This is a genomic window from Pseudomonas sp. GT1P32, assembly GCF_054897805.1.
Genome location: NZ_CM142704.1, coordinates 6,200,724 through 6,216,310, shown reverse-complemented (window position 1 = coordinate 6,216,310; position 15,587 = coordinate 6,200,724). Strand labels below are relative to the sequence as shown.

The following is a 15,587-nucleotide window of genomic DNA, read 5'->3' as shown; positions in this document are numbered from 1 at the left end:
AACGAAAAAAGCGACCCGAAGGTCGCTTTTTTAATGGAAGTCGGCATAAAGCCAAACTCCAGACAGCAAAAAGCCCGCTTAAAGCGGGCTTTTTCCGTGGTGACCTGGCGTTCAGTGTTCCAGGTTACCGAATATGGCGCAGCGGACGGGACTCGAACCCGCGACCCCCGGCGTGACAGGCCGGTATTCTAACCGACTGAACTACCGCTGCGCGTAGCGTTGAAAGTAAATGGTGGGTGATGACGGGATCGAACCGCCGACATTCTGCTTGTAAGGCAGACGCTCTCCCAGCTGAGCTAATCACCCTTTACCTTCGTTGCGGGGCGCATTGTGCCACAGATTTTCATAACATGTTGATTTAATTGAAAAATAATTCAAATAAATCTGAAAACCGGTGAAACGACGCATCCAGCAGGAACTTCAGGCAGAAAAAAACCCGCGTTAGCGGGCTTTTCCGTGGTGACCTGGCGTTCAGCGTTCCAGGTTACCGAATATGGCGCAGCGGACGGGACTCGAACCCGCGACCCCCGGCGTGACAGGCCGGTATTCTAACCGACTGAACTACCGCTGCGCGTAACACTTGAAGCGAATGGTGGGTGATGACGGGATCGAACCGCCGACATTCTGCTTGTAAGGCAGACGCTCTCCCAGCTGAGCTAATCACCCTTCACTTTCGGTGTGGCGCGCATTCTACGGAGCGACCTCACCTCTGGCAAGCACTTTTTTAAATAATTTTTTCAGGCCTTCCAAAGGCTTAGAGAAGGGTTGGCCTATGGCGCCACGAAGAGAATAATGCCCCACTTTGTATAAAGGAGAGACTCGCCCCATGTGGTTCAAAAACCTGCTTATCTATCGCCTGACCCAAGATCTGCCTTTTGATGCCGAGGCGTTGGAAACTGCACTGGCCACCAAACTGGCGCGTTCATGTGCAAGCCAGGAGTTGACCACCTACGGTTTCGTCGCGCCTTTCGGCAAGGGCGAAGATGCACCACTGGTGCACGTCAGCGGCGACTTCCTGCTGATCTCCGCCCGTAAGGAAGAACGCATCCTTCCGGGCAGCGTCGTGCGTGACGCCGTTAAGGAAAAGGTCGAAGAGATCGAAGCCGAACAAATGCGCAAGGTCTACAAAAAGGAACGCGATCAGATCAAGGATGAAATCATCCAGGCCTTCCTGCCGCGCGCCTTTATCCGTCGTTCGTCGACCTTCGCGGCCATTGCACCGAAGCAAGGGCTGATTCTGGTCAACTCGGCGAGCCCGAAACGTGCCGAAGACCTGCTGTCGACCCTGCGTGAAGTGATCGGCACCCTGCCGGTACGTCCGCTGACCGTGAAAATGTCCCCGACCGCCACCATGACGGAATGGGTCACCACCCAGAAAGCCGCCGATGACTTCTTTGTGCTGGACGAGTGCGAGCTGCGCGACACCCACGAAGACGGCGGCATCGTGCGCTGCAAGCGTCAGGACCTGACCAGCGAAGAAATCCAGTTGCACCTGAGCACCGGCAAAGTGGTCACTCAGCTGTCGCTGGCCTGGCAAGACAAACTGTCCTTCGTCCTCGACGACAAGATGGTGGTCAAGCGCCTGAAGTTCGAAGACCTGCTGCAGGATCAGGCGGAACAGGACGGCGGCGAAGAAGCCCTCGGCCAGCTGGATGCCAGTTTCACCCTGATGATGCTGACGTTCGGCGACTTCCTCCCGGCGCTGGTTGAAGCGTTGGGCGGTGAAGAGACGCCGCAGGGGATCTAAAGCCTTGTGATTATTAATGTGGGAGCGAGCCTGCTCGCGAAAGCGGTTTGTCAGTCGACATCAATGTTGACTGTTCTGACGCTATCGCGAGCAGGCCCGCTCCCACATTTGTTTTGTGGTGTTACTTAAAAATAAGGATCAGGCCATGCGTGCACTGGCTGCATTGAGTCGCTTTGTCGGCAACACCTTCGCTTACTGGGTTCTGATTTTCGCCGTCGTGGCTTTCCTGCAACCGGCATGGTTCCTCGGCCTGAAAGGCGCGATCGTGCCGCTCCTGGGCCTGGTGATGTTCGGCATGGGCCTGACCCTCAAGCTCGAAGACTTCGCCGAAGTCGCTCGCCATCCGTGGCGCGTGGCGCTGGGCGTGGTTGCACATTTCGTGATCATGCCCGGTGTGGCGTGGTTGCTCTGCCAGGCGTTCCATCTGCCGCCGGAAATCGCCGTGGGTGTCATCCTGGTCGGTTGCTGCCCAAGCGGCACCTCATCGAACGTGATGACCTGGCTGGCCCGTGGCGACCTGGCGCTGTCGGTGGCCATCGCCGCCGTCACCACCCTCCTCGCTCCACTGCTGACGCCCGCGCTGATCTGGCTGCTCGCCTCAGCCTGGTTGCCGGTGTCCTTCATGGAGTTGTTCTGGTCGATCCTGCAAGTGGTGCTGCTGCCGATCGTGCTCGGCGTGGTCGCTCAGCGCGTGCTCGGGGATCGGGTTCGCCACGCAGTGGACGTCTTGCCGCTGGTTTCCGTTGTCAGCATCGTGATCATCGTCACGGCTGTCGTCGCAGCCAGCCAGGCGAAGATTGCCGAGTCCGGTCTGCTGATCATGGCCGTGGTGATGCTGCACAACAGCTTCGGCTATCTGCTGGGGTACTTCACCGGACGGCTGTTCAAATTGCCACTGGCCCAACGTAAATCCCTGGCGCTGGAGGTCGGCATGCAAAACTCCGGTTTGGGCGCCGCGCTGGCCAGCGCACACTTCTCGCCGCTGGCGGCGGTGCCGAGCGCGTTGTTCAGTGTGTGGCACAACATTTCCGGGGCGCTGCTCTCGACGTATTTCCGCCGGATGAGCGAGAAAGAAGATCGGGAAACCGCGGCTCGGCAAGTGACTGAATAAGCGGCAAACTTGATCCCCGGGTTAATGATGGGCACCATACGGCGCAACGCGAGGACGACCTCGCGGCTCGATCGAGTCATTAATCTGGGGACGACCCCATCAATCGATGGAGGTCTCTCATGTCCTGGATCATTCTGTTTTTCGCCGGCCTGTTCGAAGTGGGCTGGGCTGTCGGCCTGAAATACACCGATGGTTTCAGCCGCCCTCTCCCTACTGCGTTGACGGTTGCCGCGATGGCCATCAGCCTTGGCCTGCTTGGGCTGGCGATGAAGGAATTGCCCCTGGGCACGGCCTATGCGATCTGGACCGGCGTGGGTGCCGTCGGCACGGTCATCGCCGGGATCATTCTGTTTGGTGAGTCGATGGCGCTGTTCCGACTGGCCAGCGTGGCATTGATCATTGCCGGGCTGATCGGACTGAAAGTCAGCGCCTGACGGCTTGCGGCCAATACGACAAAGCCCGCCCCTCTATCGATAGAGGGCGCGGGCTTTTTCAATGGTGAGTCCAACCGATCAGCTTTCGGCCAATGCCATGCGCCCACGCGCGACCGGAGCCTTTTCCGCATGCTCGAGCTGGATGCACCGTTCCAGGAACAGGTACATGTAGTCGTAGCTTTTGCACACGGCCTCGCGCAATTGGGCCTGCAGTGACTTGCTCGGGTTCAGCCCCGCCAGCGTGCAGATGATTTCCAGCGCTTCCCACGGATGGGCGTCATCGTACTGGGCATGCATCTTCAGCCACTTCATGGCTCGCTTGCGATCCTCTTCGGGGAACGATGCCGCGTAGACGCCATTGGAACAGACCAGCGCCGACCACTCGCCGGTCGCGCCTTCAATGGCGTAGTTGGTGGCGGCAATGGCGACGATCAGCGAATCCGCCGAACTGGTGTGCCAGCACCAATGACTCAAAGCGTGAAGTTCAGGGGCCACCTTTTGCGCCTGCAGATCTTCCAGGCTGACGCCGTGAGCACGGCTCCAGTGCACCCAGTAATCGGCATGGTTCAATTCCACACGAATGTTGCGCATCAACCATCGTCGCGCCATGTCCTCGCCGGGATGGCGGGCAAAACGGGTCTTGGTGAGGTTCTGTGCCATATATAACGCGAATTGCTCAACCACGGGCCAACCACCAATAAGGTAGTTGCGCATGGTCTTTGCGCTGAGTTTGTTATCTCGCATGCGCCTGTACAATTCGTGTTCGACAACCCGGCGTTTACTCTCGCTGCAGTCCTGGATCAGTTGCTGAGCCCAGGCGGGATAACTTGCAGCTTCCATGAGGGGTCCGGTTCGGTTGAATGTGTCGATCACTGTCGGGTTCCTTCTGATTGTGATTGTAAAGATCAACAAGAGATTTCAACGGAACGTGCCAGGCGCCTTGAACAACAACGGCTGAGGCCTGGCAGGACGACTTTGTAAACTATCGCAGGTAAACAGATGCGGGCGCTCAATCACATACCCTTGAGCGTAATCCACCCCGATCTCCAGCAATGCCTGCTCAATCTGGGGTGTTTCAACAAACTCGGCAATCGTACGCTTACCCATTACATGGCCGATGTGATTGATCACTTCGACCATGGCGCGGTTAATCGGGTCGTCCAGCATATCCTTTACGAAACTCCCGTCGATCTTCAGGAAGTCTACAGGCAAATGTTTCAAGTAGGCGAATGAGGACATACCGGCGCAAAAGTCGTCCAACGAAAAGTGGCAACCTAACCCTTTGAGTTCATTAATAAATCTAATTGCACTTCCAAGATTGGAAATAGCACTGGTTTCAGTGATTTCAAAACAAATCATTTCAGGCGGTATGGAAAATGTAATGAACTGTTGACGCAGGAAGTCCAGGAACGCCTCATCTCCGATAGTTGTGCCTGACAGATTAATCGCACACATCGCCAACGGCCCTTTGTGTTTCTCCGATATACATTGAGCAATGATCTTGAAAACATTCTGCACAACCCAACGATCAAGCGAAGTCATCAGCCCATAACGTTCCGCCGCCGGAATAAAACTGTCGGGCAATATCATGCGTCCGGCTTCGTCATGCAGGCGCAACAGGATTTCGATATGCCCGCCGCCTGTTTCGACATGACCCAAGGCTGCGATTTCCTGGGCATACAGACAAAAGCGGTCTTCTTCCAGCGCCATGTGCAAACGCTGCACCCAAGCCATTTCGCCAAAGCGCAGGGACAGTTCCGAGTCATCGGCGTGATAGACCTGAACGCGGTTGCGGCCCTTTTCCTTGGCCATGTAACAGGCCATATCGGCGGCGCGTAGCGATGTTTCGAGGGTGGTCGGGTGCTGATTGATGTGTACCAGGCCGATGCTCACGGTGGTCACGAACGGCCGGCCTTTCCAGACAAAGTGCAGGTTCTGCACGGTCTGGCGCAGGCCCTCGGCGATTTTCTCCGCAGCTTCCGGCGCACAATTCTCCAGCAGGATGCCAAACTCGTCGCCGCCCAGCCGGGCCAGGGTATCGCTTTCGCGCAAGCCTGATTGCAGCAACGCGCAGATGTGCCGCAACAACTCGTCCCCCGCCGCGTGGCCGCAGGTGTCGTTGACTAGCTTGAACTGGTCCAGATCGAGAAACATCAAGGCATGACGCCCCGGATATCGCGTCAGGTTGTGCAGCACCTGTTCCAGGCGATATTCGAATTCGCGGCGATTGGCCAGCCCGGTCAAGGCGTCATGGGTCGCCTGCCAGGACAAATTGGCAATGTATTGCCGCTCCTGAGTCATGTCGTGCAACACCAGCACGGTACCGCTGACCTTGCCGGCATTGCGGATCGGCGCACCGACCAGCGTGACCGAAACCGTGCTGCCATCCAGCCGTTGAATCAATTTGGAATGCTCGCTGCCACCGCTGAGCTGACCGCTCAGGATGTGCTCGATCAGCGTAAAACCGTCGGCCTGGGCATTCTCGTCCAGCAGATTGAACAGCGCGGCCAGGGGCAAACCTGTCGCCTGCTCGGCCTTCCAGTGCGTCAACGCCTCGGCAGCCGGGTTCATATAGGCAATCGCGCCGTCGACATTGGTGGTGATCACGGCATCGCCAATCGATTGCAGGGTGATCTGCGCGCGCTCCTTCTCCAACTGCAAGGCGTCGGCGAACGCATGACGCTGCTTGAGCAATTTGTGCGTGCGCATCAGGGCCAGGACAATCAAGCCCAGGGCGGTGGCGAGGTTCGTCAACAGCAGCAGACGCAGAATCACCCGCGAGCCTTCACCCAGGGCATCGCTGAAGGCTTTCGCTGGCGGCGTCACTTCATCGTTGATTGCAAAAATCTGATCTTTCCAGCGCTGGATATCGCCATTGGTGGCCTGACGGGCGGTGATGCGCTGATGCATTTCCCGAGCAACATCATCAAGGCGCACCAGATACGCATCCCCTACCGTCCAGAGGTCAATGGCTTTTTCGAGGTAAGTGAAGTGGCGGAAATTGAGGTACAGCCAGATCAGGCTGGAGACGTCATCCGGATGGTTGCCCCCCTTGAGAATCGCCTGGCGTGCCGCTTCGATGTTCGGCGGCTGATGGTCCAGCGCCACACGTAACTCGTGGCCCCCCTGAGGCACGGCGATGGCGTTCTGGTATTTGAGGAATATCGTCTCGTCGCGACTGTCCGCGTAGAGATTCAGGTAATAGATGGCGTCTTTCTGGCCCTTGGACCAGAGACTTTCGCCGGCAACATAGCCGCGCACCGCCGACAGAACATACAGGCTGAAACCGCCCAACAGCGCCTGAAATAGCACGACAGCGATAAATGGCCAGACGATGCCCAGCAACCGTGGCGTTCCGAGAGTCCGCGTTTGATTCATGAGGTCCCTTGTTTTAGCACTGCCAGATCATCATCCAACGTGATCGCTACAGCTAGACTAGGGTGCGTTCTCGATCCCGGCAAGCGGGAAGCCCTTTCTATGGGCAAGCGCAGGTAAATAACGGTTTTCAGTGAGAGGTGGACACACCGAGCGACACAGTTCCTGGAGCAAAACTGCCATCACATAACTATGTACCGCTCTCTCCTGTTTGTTTTCGCTTGAAATCGGACCACGGCTTCATCGCGTTGCGCGATGCGCCGATCCACTAACACTCAAGAGAAGCTCCCAAATGGAAACAACAGAACATTCCGAAACCATGAAATACGAAGGCACTCTATCGGACTACAACGCCCTTCTCGCTTATCTGAAAAAACCAGAAAGTTCGACAGCCGATTTTGAAAAAACATTAATAGTCCCTGGTGCTCACTCCCCACTTTTACAATTTAGCGCTCAGGGGCGCGCATTATTGCACCCCCTCCTGACGGCTCCAGGGTACCGCACACATTGCCTGAAATCAGGCAATGACCCGGACACACTGGAATTGACGGTAAAAGATGATGAAGTGATTTATGAGATCTTCACGACGGACAAAAAACAAAAGTCGATTCTGCCCCCCCCCACCCAACAAAAACTCGAAAAAGACAACAATGGCAATACGGTGCCTGTCTTAATTGCTCCGAAATGGGTCAGCCTGATGACTGCGATTAGCCAAGAGGCAAAGAAAATCGGGGGGATTATTCGTGCCGATGGCGCCGTCAATCTGGTGCAGATGACTACTTACTACGGAATTCTCCCCTGGCACGCGGGAAACGCAGACGAACATCGCATTACGATCAACGCACTGGAGGAGAAACGCGCTCGACATACGTTGCGACTGGACAGTGGCCTCGATATCGACCTGTTGAATCGCGCGCCCACCAATGAAGACCGGAAAATCCTCAAAGCCCTGCGCCAAAACAATCCGGCCCAACTAATGACCCTGGACACTCTGCTCACCCAACTTACAAACAGAGACATCAACGACATCGTCAAACAATTCCTTCCTACTACGGAAACTTCGCTGCTCACTCACCTGGAAAAAAATACACTTCCCAGAACCACTACCGAACAAGCCCAAGCGACACCCACGGTGTTTCTTGAAAAAATCTTGCGCTCTGCCGAGTCCGTGCGTCTGGGTAACGCATTACTGAAAGGTCTGAAATGGTACGGCGGCAATCCCGACGAGGACACTTCGCCCGAAATCCGGATAAAACTTGTCAGCAGAGCCGTTCGTTTATGGACAGGCGTGTCGCGCGATAACAAGCCTGAGGATATCGCCGGCTACCCCTGGCATCAGCGTTCAAACTGGGGAAAAAGTTACCAGGCTATCTGGGCAGAATTCGAACAGCATCTAAGGGATTCCAAACGAGCATCATCAGTGACGGAGTCGATCTTGCTCGCTCGGCTGTTCCAACCCGAATTTCCGAGGGAATTCCAGGTTCCCGATATCCCGCCCGACTTGCCCTATAGAAGCTCAGCGGTATGGGTCAACTTCGTTCATGGTGTAACGCTTGCAGATGCCATGGAACCTGATTTGATCCAGCGCCTGTCCTTCCAGCAACTCGTGGAACTCCCGCTTCACCAGTCGATGCAAGCGACTTCGCAAGAGCTGGGGCTTATCGCGCTGGCTCGAATGCCCCCGACCGTGGAATGGGCAATCACCAACGGCGTGATTCTCGAGAGGAGCGATTCAGATTACTCGTCTGAGGAAAAAGCCCAATCCATAAAGGCACTCGACGAGCAAATAGCCGCCCTGAAAAAGGCCATTGTTCAACTGGACGTCAGTTGTCCCGAAAGAAAGGTCATCGCCGAGCGAGAGATTAAAAACTACTTCAAGGACGCGTTACAGGAAAACCGTGAAGGAAAATTGGTAAGCCCCTTTGGTTCGTCGTCCCCCGCGTTCATCTCCGACGGGCGAAAATTGATCGAGGACTTTGGAGACATCGATGGGGGCGGCGTCCTTCAAACACCGCCTCTAAAGGACAAGGTCTACTCCTTCCTGGATGTTTACATTTCGGGGGCACTGACGCCAGAAAGAAACTGGTTCATAACAATGAGTGACGGGAGACAAAAATCCCCCTACCGAATCAGCATCAACAATGATCGCACGGTAAAAACCACAGCCCCGTGGCTTCCCGTAACAGTGACGCAAAAACCCTTGCCTGATGCTGGACAATTGTTTGAGTCAGCCTTCGACAACTACATCAAGCTGAGTAAAAACGCTTATCAAACACTGCTGAAAAGTCAGTTTTCCTCACTCCCCCACGATGATCGGCAAGGCATCGAACGGGGAGAAGTAAAAATCTACACCTTGAGAAAATCCACCGATGAAGTCGAGTATGACGAGGAGACGCCGGACATCACGCTCCCCCTGCGGCTTCGCATGGGCTTCATTCTAAAAATCACTTATGAGTCCAATGTTGCCTACTACGAATGTTTACCGCGAGCGGGGATCATTCGAAAGCGCACGGATTTTTCATCGGCCATGCTCAATGGAGTTCATCAGGCTCTACAGGTCGAAGGGCCGATCTATGGGGAGGCCAATATCATCGAAGTGATACGCGGCAAACGTGTTCCATTTGATTGGGAAGCTCATGAGAGGGGCAGCCCCCCAAGAGAAAAAGCGACGTGCACCGCCATCATTGACCAGTTTGGCAAAACGTTTACGACCCCGTCCCTCAGCCCTGACCCCGAACAAACTTCGCATCCCGCCGCAGCTTTTTCCCGTGCATCCGAACTTGCCCACTACATCGCCAACAATTTTTTCTTTTTTGACGAAGCATTGCTCAAGAAAGCGGCGAAAGGCGAAACCAGGATTGAACATGCCGCTGCCCGCCCTCATTGGCTGGATTCGGCCAAGAGATTCATACCGTTCTGGGGTGGTATCAGCGACCTGCTGTCAGGCGATCCAAAAAAAAGGGTATGGGCCATTTTTGGCTTGATTGTCGATGTCGTCTCGTTCGCCTATCCGCTGGGAAAATTTGTCTCCGGATCAATGAAACTGGTTTCCACGGCAGTCCGGTCCGGCATACGCGTTGCACTTCCCGAGTTCGGTTCGCTTTTTCAGAAGCTGACCGTTTCACTCGTACAAAACGCAATTCCGTTCTACGGCCTCCCGACACTGGGTTTTCGACTCATACGGGGTTCAATAAAAGTTTTGTATGCCGCCCTGAAAAGCGCACTCAGACCTGCGTACAAAAGCATTCGGACGACGGTGGGCAGAGCCGGCAGCCACAGCTTTACCGATGGCTTTGCGCACATGGACAATCCGACCCAATGGCGTCCTTTGGTAGAGGGTGATCAGTTAGCAAGCTTCAGGGGGACGCACGACGTACCGGTGCGTAACGTTGCGCCCGCAGGCACGTCCGACTACCGCTTTGTCGACCCATTATCGGCACAGCCTTATGGCCCGGCATTACGGCCCCACCCAAGCGAACTTTCGCTGGGAAAATCCCGCTATGGCACGCTGGAAAGAACCCACCAGCATGTCACCGTCGAACTACCCGAAAACACGCATATACGCCAAGTGCTTGAAGTGGACGGCCGAACCACGCTGTTCATCGATGACGTACCGTACCGGCTGAAGGGCGACACGCTGCACCGTGCTGACTTGATCGAGTCGAGTGATTCACTGAAGTCGATACCTTGCCGACCACGACGCGCCCCCGGAGCAGACGTGTGCGCGACCCGTTATGTATTGCGAGACCCGGCCCCGGCCCCCGCAGCCGGCACGTTCGATGAAACCAAGGGATGGGCCACCTGGTTCGGGGACAGCATTTACACACCAGGTGCTGCAGGCGCCCCCCTGACCAAGGTTTCATTGGCGACTCACACAACACTCGACGCGACGATGGAGTTCCGCAAAGGCATTTACGGGCGGGTCAAAATCAGCATCACGGAAAAGGGTGTGACCGATACTTTCCACTCCGGAGCCGTCATCGCGGACTCGGTCGACGGATCGAAACGGTATGTTTTCACACGTCTTGATGCGGGGGATTTTTACGTTGCCGAACTGACGAAAGAACAAAACCTGCGTGACGCTCTGGTCTTCAAGCAAGCGTCAACCTTGCCCGCCGAACTGCGGCGCGAGTTGATGGTGGTGTACACCGGCTCGGTGAATGCCAACAACATGGCGAGGATTTATGGTGTGGGTCGCGTTGAGCGCGCTCTGAAAGCGATGGAAGAAATTGCCATACCCATCGGTGGCCATACCAATCCGCCCGATACGCTCAGGTTGATCAAGGTCGACACCAGCCCCGGCGAGGCCGTGCTGTTCGATCATTCAACAAGGATGATCGTCAGGCACTCCACCGATGGCGCAGTGACCTGGTCGCTGTCCAGGACGGCACCGCAAAGTGTTCGTCAAACGACCGCCAAGCAATTTAACACTCTGTTTCAGAAACCCGCTTTCAGCTATCAATCGACTTCAGCGGGGCCCAAGGCATTGCATATCGATGACACGATGAAAGAACTGCAAAAGCTCATCAGCAAAAAAACAGGCCGGCGCCCGCACGCCCCCAGAAACATTGCTTTTGCAGAGATCAAAACCAAGGCAGGACAGCATGAGGTGTATGTCAGCGTTTCCGGCACGCACAACGACACCCGATATCTACCGCTGTTCGCCAGGCACCCTAGAGCGAAGGAGGTAAAAATCGGTGAAATGAGTTACTTCAATATCGATGAAGGAACCCGCGTCGCGGAGTCGTCACTGAGCGTCTCGGATTCCGGCAAGTTGCGAGCGATTCCGCACACGATCGACAACATCGAGACGTACACTCCCGCACTCACCCAGCGCCCGACCTCGCTGGACACCGAGAGCAAACTCATCGGCGTCATACGCGAGAAATATCCGGATCCCAAAGCGCTTGAGTCCATCACGATAGCCACCACCATGGCCCCCTGCGACTCGTGCTCAGTCGTCATGAAGCAATTCGGTTATGACGGCAATCCCGAGGCGTTGAACGTAATCTGGAAGTAGCCGCGCGGCACTAATCAGTGCTGCTGCAAATGCCCGTATAGCTTGGCGTACAAACCACCCTCGGCAATCAGTTGCTGATGGTCGCCATCCTCGGCAATTTGCCCGCCGTCGAATACCAGCACCCGGTCGGCCTGCTTCACGGCGGACAATCGGTGCGCAATGATCAGCGTGGTGCGGTGGCTCAGGAACCGCGCCAACGCCTGGTGCAGGTTGTATTCGGTGGCGGCATCCAGCGCTGAAGTGGCCTCGTCGAGGATCACCACTTTCGGTTCGGCCAGTACCATCCGTGCAATCGCCAGGCGTTGGCGCTGGCCACCAGACAAGCGCACGCCGGAACGCCCGACGATACTGTCCAGGCCGTTGGGCAATTCCCGAACCGTGTTGTGCAGTTGCGCAATTTCCAGCGCCTGCCAGCAGGATTCGTCACTGCGCTCACGGCCCATGGTCAGGTTGGCGCGGATGGTGTCGTTGAACAGCGCCGGGTGTTGCAGGACCACCGCTACGTTTTCACGCACCGTTTCCAGGCCGATGTCCTGCTGGGTCGAGCCGCCGAAGCGAATGGTTCCGGCCAGGGGCGTGTACAGGCCCAGCAGCAACTGCACCAACGTACTTTTGCCGCCGCCGCTGGCGCCGACAATCGCGACTTTTTCTCCGGGAGCGATGGACAGGTTCATCTGGTTCAACACCAGTTCGTCGCCGTAACCGAAACTCAATCCCTGGACTTCGATACCCACGGTTTCGCGACCGTTGAACGGGTCGACACCGCCTGGGTATTCAGGCTCGTCAGCCCTGGCCAGCAGCTCGTTGATCCGCGATAGCGCACCACCAGCGGCGTAATAGGCGTATTGCAGATTCAGCAGCTGTTCCACCGGACCGATCATGAACCACAGGTAACTGAACACCGCGAGCATCTGGCCGATGGACAGGTCGGAAAACAACACCGTGAGCATCGCCGCAGCGCGGAAAATATCGATGCCGAACTGGAACAGCAAACCGCTGGCACGGTTCGAGGCATCGGTTTTCCACTGGGAGTTCACCGCGTAATCGCGCACCTCCCGCGCACGTTGGCCGAGGCGCCCGAGGAAAAAGCCCTGACGGTTGCCGGCGCGCACTTCCTGGATGGCATCGAGGGTTTCGGTCAACGCTTGAGTGAAGCGCGAGGTGCTGTCGTTCTCGAGTTTTTTCAGGTGTTTGACCCGCTTGCCCAGCAACACCGTGGCATAGATCACCAGCGGGTTGAACAGCATGATCAGCAGCGCCAGTTTCCAGTGCATCCAGATCAGGATGCTCGCGGTGCCGATCAGGGTCAGCATGGCCACGAGGAACCGGCTGAGGGTTTCGCCGACGAATTTGTCCACCGTGTCCAGGTCGGTGACCAGGTGCGTGGTCACCGTGCCGCTGCCCAGGCTTTCGTATTCGCCCAGCGAGATGCGCTTGAGGCGCTCGATCAGCCGTAGGCGGATGCGGTACACGATGTCTTTGGCCAGTGCTGCGAACAACTTCGCCTGCACCACGTTGAACAGCAAGGCGCCACAGCGCAGCAACAAGGTCACCAGCAGCATCAGGCCGATGTACCCCGCCGCTTTCTGCCAGCCTTCGGGCAGTGCGTGGTTCATGACTTTCAGCGCAGCGTCGCCATGGCCCAGCAGCACTTCGTCCACCAGCAAGGGCAAGAGCAAGGGAATCGGCACGCTGCACAACGTCGCCAACACGGCCACGCCGTTGGCGATCCACAGGGATTTCTTGTGATGCAAAGCCAGGCGGCGGATTTCCGCCCAGCTCAGACGGTCGACACGTGCAGCGGTTGGGGCGTCGTCGGGCAGATCATGCACAGGCAGCGCGCTCCAGCCAGCGGCCGAGCAGCGGTGACAGTACGCTGAGAGGCTGGTAGCCATTGGTCAACAACGCCAATTGACCATCACGCTCTGCCAGCAAGGTGGGGAACCCGGCGATGCCGAGGTCCTGCACCCAGGTGAAATCGGCCGCAGTCGCGGCATGTTGATCGGCGCGGTCGAATGCGGCTGCGAATTCGATGCGCGGCAAACCGGCCTGTTCCGCCAGGTCCACCAGCACACTGGCGTGGGTGACATCGCGCCCTTCTGCGTAAAACGCATGCTGGATCAGGCCAAGCAGTTTCCACGCGCAATCCGGCGCCAGGCTGCGCGCCGTCACCAACGCCCGACAGGCGGGCTCGGTGTCGTACACAAAGCCATCGGGCAGTGCGCCTTCGATTTTGAACGGTTGACCGGTGGCCTCGGTGACCGCCTGCCAATGTTCAAGAATGTAGCGTCGAGTGGTCGGCTCCAGCGCCGAACCACTGCCGGTGCGCAAGCCGCCCACCACCAGATGCACGTCCACACCCGCCGCCTGCGCCTGCTCGACCAGCGCATTGGCCACCGGCGCAAAGCCCCAGCACCAGGAACACATCGGGTCCATCACATAGAGCAGGCGGCGTGCAGACATGGTTCAAGCCTCGGAAGGGGTTTGCTTGTAGTTGTAGCCGATCGGGTGAGGCATGTTGCGAGCCTTGGCCAGTTCGATCTGCTTCTGCCGATCGATGGCACTGCGACGGGTCTTCTCGCTCAGCTTATCCCAGCAATGCGGGCAGCTGATGCCGGCCACATAGTGCTCGGACGCGCGGTCTTCAACACTAACCGGTGTACGACAGGCGTGACATTGATCGTAGTCACCTTCACTGAGGTCATGACGAACGGTCACGCGGTTATCGAACACGAAGCAGTCGCCCTGCCACTTGGTTTCTTCCTGCGGCACCTCTTCGAGGTACTTCAGAATCCCGCCCTTGAGGTGGTAGACCTCATCGAAACCCTGGCTGAGCATGTAGCTCGAAGCCTTTTCACAACGAATGCCGCCAGTGCAGAACATCGCGACTTTCTTGTGCACGGCCGGGTCGAAGTTGGCTTTGATGTAGTCGGGGAATTCGCGAAAACTGGTGGTTTTCGGATCGATGGCGCCTTCGAAGGTGCCGATCGAGACTTCGTAGTCGTTGCGGGTGTCGATCAACAGCACTTCCGGATCGCTGATCAGGGCGTTCCAGTTCTCTGGATCAACGTAGGTGCCGACCTTTTTGTTCGGGTCCACGCCGTCGACGCCGAGGGTGACGATTTCTTTCTTGAGTTTGACTTTGGTGCGATAGAACGGTTGATCGTCGCAGTACGACTCTTTGTGGTCGATGTCGTCCATGCGCGGGTCGTTCTTGAGCCAGGCCATCAGCCCGTCGATGCCTTCACGGCTGCCGGAGACAGTGCCGTTGATGCCTTCTTCGGCGATCAGCAGCGTACCTTTGATGCCGTTGTCGACCATCGCCTGCAGCAGGGGCTCGCGCAGGTCGACGTAGTTTTCCAGGGTGACGAACTTATACAGTGCCGCCACGACAATCTGTTGTGTCATGGGTGATTCTCCAGGTGGCTACCCTCGTAAGGGGTGAACCGGATGCGAAAAAAAACGCGCCGGGTTAGCGGCGCGTTGCGGATTCTAGCAAAAATAAACGCTCCTCTGTAGGAGCCGGCTTGCCGGCGATGGCAATCTCGAGGACGCCATCGCCGGCGAGCCGGCTCCTACAGAGGACGGGACATCAATGCGAGCTGCCGCCAGCACAGGTCGGCGAGGCCGGAGCCGCGTCGATCTGTGCCCATTCCTCAGGCGTGTAGGTATGCAGCGCCAACGCATGAAACTCGCCCATCAGCTCGCCTAGCGTGCCGTAGACTTTCTGGTGACGCTTGACGCGGTTGAGCCCTTCGAATTGCTGGCTGACCACCACGGCCTTGTAATGGGTCTGCAACCCACGACTGTGCATATGGCTTTCATCCAGCACTTGCAGGTGCTCGGGCTGTAACAGGCCCAGCGTCGATTCGATGCGTTGTTGCATGGTCATACCGAACT

Annotated in this window: 10 protein-coding genes and 4 tRNA genes; 4 read left to right on the top strand and 10 right to left on the bottom strand. The window is 57.0% G+C overall.

What is annotated here, in order from left to right; genetic code table 11:
- Positions 1 to 134 precede the first annotated feature (134 nt).
- From ACYZUC_RS28500 to ACYZUC_RS28485, 4 genes are all read right to left on the bottom strand, one after another.
- Positions 135 to 211: transfer RNA gene (locus tag ACYZUC_RS28500), tRNA-Asp, on the bottom strand.
- 19 nt (positions 212 to 230) lie between these two features.
- A tRNA-Val gene (locus ACYZUC_RS28495) sits at positions 231 to 306 on the bottom strand.
- Positions 307 to 494: 188 nt separating this feature from the next.
- A tRNA-Asp gene (locus ACYZUC_RS28490) sits at positions 495 to 571 on the bottom strand.
- A gap of 19 nt (positions 572 to 590) precedes the next feature.
- Positions 591 to 666 (bottom strand) — tRNA-Val (locus ACYZUC_RS28485).
- A gap of 160 nt (positions 667 to 826) precedes the next feature.
- Between ACYZUC_RS28485 and rdgC the strand changes: the two genes are divergently transcribed.
- The 3 genes from rdgC to sugE all read left to right on the top strand — a co-directional run bounded on the left by rdgC (position 827) and on the right by sugE (position 3,292).
- Positions 827 to 1,747, top strand: a complete 921-nt coding sequence (gene rdgC, locus ACYZUC_RS28480) for a recombination-associated protein RdgC (protein WP_008035659.1) — start codon at positions 827 to 829, stop codon at positions 1,745 to 1,747.
- Positions 1,748 to 1,892: 145 nt separating this feature from the next.
- Positions 1,893 to 2,858, top strand: a complete 966-nt coding sequence (locus ACYZUC_RS28475; RefSeq protein WP_461991909.1) for a bile acid:sodium symporter family protein — start codon at positions 1,893 to 1,895, stop codon at positions 2,856 to 2,858.
- A 119-nt stretch (positions 2,859 to 2,977) separates the two neighbouring features.
- Entirely contained in the window at positions 2,978 to 3,292 is a 315-nt protein-coding gene (gene sugE, locus ACYZUC_RS28470) for a quaternary ammonium compound efflux SMR transporter SugE (protein WP_010456757.1), read from the top strand.
- Between the two features lie 78 nt (positions 3,293 to 3,370).
- On the opposite strand, the gene ACYZUC_RS28465 is transcribed toward sugE, so the two are convergent.
- The gene (locus ACYZUC_RS28465) at positions 3,371 to 4,132 is read right to left on the bottom strand and encodes a TenA family transcriptional regulator (protein ID WP_461991907.1); all 762 of its coding nucleotides are present in this window, start codon (positions 4,130 to 4,132) and stop codon (positions 3,371 to 3,373) included.
- Positions 4,133 to 4,210: 78 nt separating this feature from the next.
- Positions 4,211 to 6,670 (bottom strand): EAL domain-containing protein, encoded by a 2,460-nt coding sequence (locus tag ACYZUC_RS28460; protein ID WP_461991905.1) that lies wholly within the window; start codon positions 6,668 to 6,670, stop codon positions 4,211 to 4,213.
- A 289-nt stretch (positions 6,671 to 6,959) separates the two neighbouring features.
- Here ACYZUC_RS28460 and ACYZUC_RS28455 point away from each other — a divergent pair, with 289 nt between their 5' ends.
- A complete protein-coding gene (locus ACYZUC_RS28455; RefSeq protein WP_461991904.1) occupies positions 6,960 to 11,687 on the top strand; it encodes a deaminase domain-containing protein in 4,728 nt (1,575 codons plus the stop codon).
- 14 nt (positions 11,688 to 11,701) lie between these two features.
- On the opposite strand, the gene ACYZUC_RS28450 is transcribed toward ACYZUC_RS28455, so the two are convergent.
- From ACYZUC_RS28450 to ACYZUC_RS28435, 4 genes are all read right to left on the bottom strand, one after another.
- Positions 11,702 to 13,519, bottom strand: a complete 1,818-nt coding sequence (locus tag ACYZUC_RS28450; RefSeq protein WP_461991902.1) for an ABC transporter ATP-binding protein — start codon at positions 13,517 to 13,519, stop codon at positions 11,702 to 11,704.
- Positions 13,512 to 14,114 carry a DsbA family protein gene (locus ACYZUC_RS28445; protein ID WP_461996776.1) on the bottom strand — a complete coding sequence of 201 codons (603 nt, stop codon included), beginning with the start codon at positions 14,112 to 14,114 and terminating at the stop codon, positions 13,512 to 13,514. Before ACYZUC_RS28445 ends, ACYZUC_RS28450 begins: the two co-directional genes overlap by 8 nt.
- A gap of 39 nt (positions 14,115 to 14,153) precedes the next feature.
- Complete coding sequence (trhO, locus tag ACYZUC_RS28440; protein ID WP_461991900.1) at positions 14,154 to 15,095, bottom strand: oxygen-dependent tRNA uridine(34) hydroxylase TrhO; 942 nt, start codon at positions 15,093 to 15,095, stop codon at positions 14,154 to 14,156.
- Between the two features lie 184 nt (positions 15,096 to 15,279).
- A complete protein-coding gene (locus ACYZUC_RS28435; RefSeq protein ID WP_461991898.1) occupies positions 15,280 to 15,579 on the bottom strand; it encodes a BolA family protein in 300 nt (99 codons plus the stop codon).
- Positions 15,580 to 15,587 lie beyond the last annotated feature (8 nt).

Bases quoted from the DNA above. Each gene is read 5' to 3' on its own strand.
- sugE (WP_010456757.1), top strand. From the start codon at position 2,978: ATGTCCTGGATCATTCTGTTTTTCGCCGGCCTGTTCGAAGTGGGCTGG.
- ACYZUC_RS28455 (WP_461991904.1), top strand. From the start codon at position 6,960: ATGGAAACAACAGAACATTCCGAAACCATGAAATACGAAGGCACTCTA.
- trhO (WP_461991900.1), bottom strand. From the start codon at position 15,095: ATGACACAACAGATTGTCGTGGCGGCACTGTATAAGTTCGTCACCCTG.
- rdgC (WP_008035659.1), top strand. From the start codon at position 827: ATGTGGTTCAAAAACCTGCTTATCTATCGCCTGACCCAAGATCTGCCT.
- ACYZUC_RS28460 (WP_461991905.1), bottom strand. From the start codon at position 6,670: ATGAATCAAACGCGGACTCTCGGAACGCCACGGTTGCTGGGCATCGTC.
- ACYZUC_RS28475 (WP_461991909.1), top strand. From the start codon at position 1,893: ATGCGTGCACTGGCTGCATTGAGTCGCTTTGTCGGCAACACCTTCGCT.
- ACYZUC_RS28465 (WP_461991907.1), bottom strand. From the start codon at position 4,132: ATGGAAGCTGCAAGTTATCCCGCCTGGGCTCAGCAACTGATCCAGGAC.
- ACYZUC_RS28445 (WP_461996776.1), bottom strand. From the start codon at position 14,114: ATGTGTTCCTGGTGCTGGGGCTTTGCGCCGGTGGCCAATGCGCTGGTC.
- ACYZUC_RS28435 (WP_461991898.1), bottom strand. From the start codon at position 15,579: ATGACCATGCAACAACGCATCGAATCGACGCTGGGCCTGTTACAGCCC.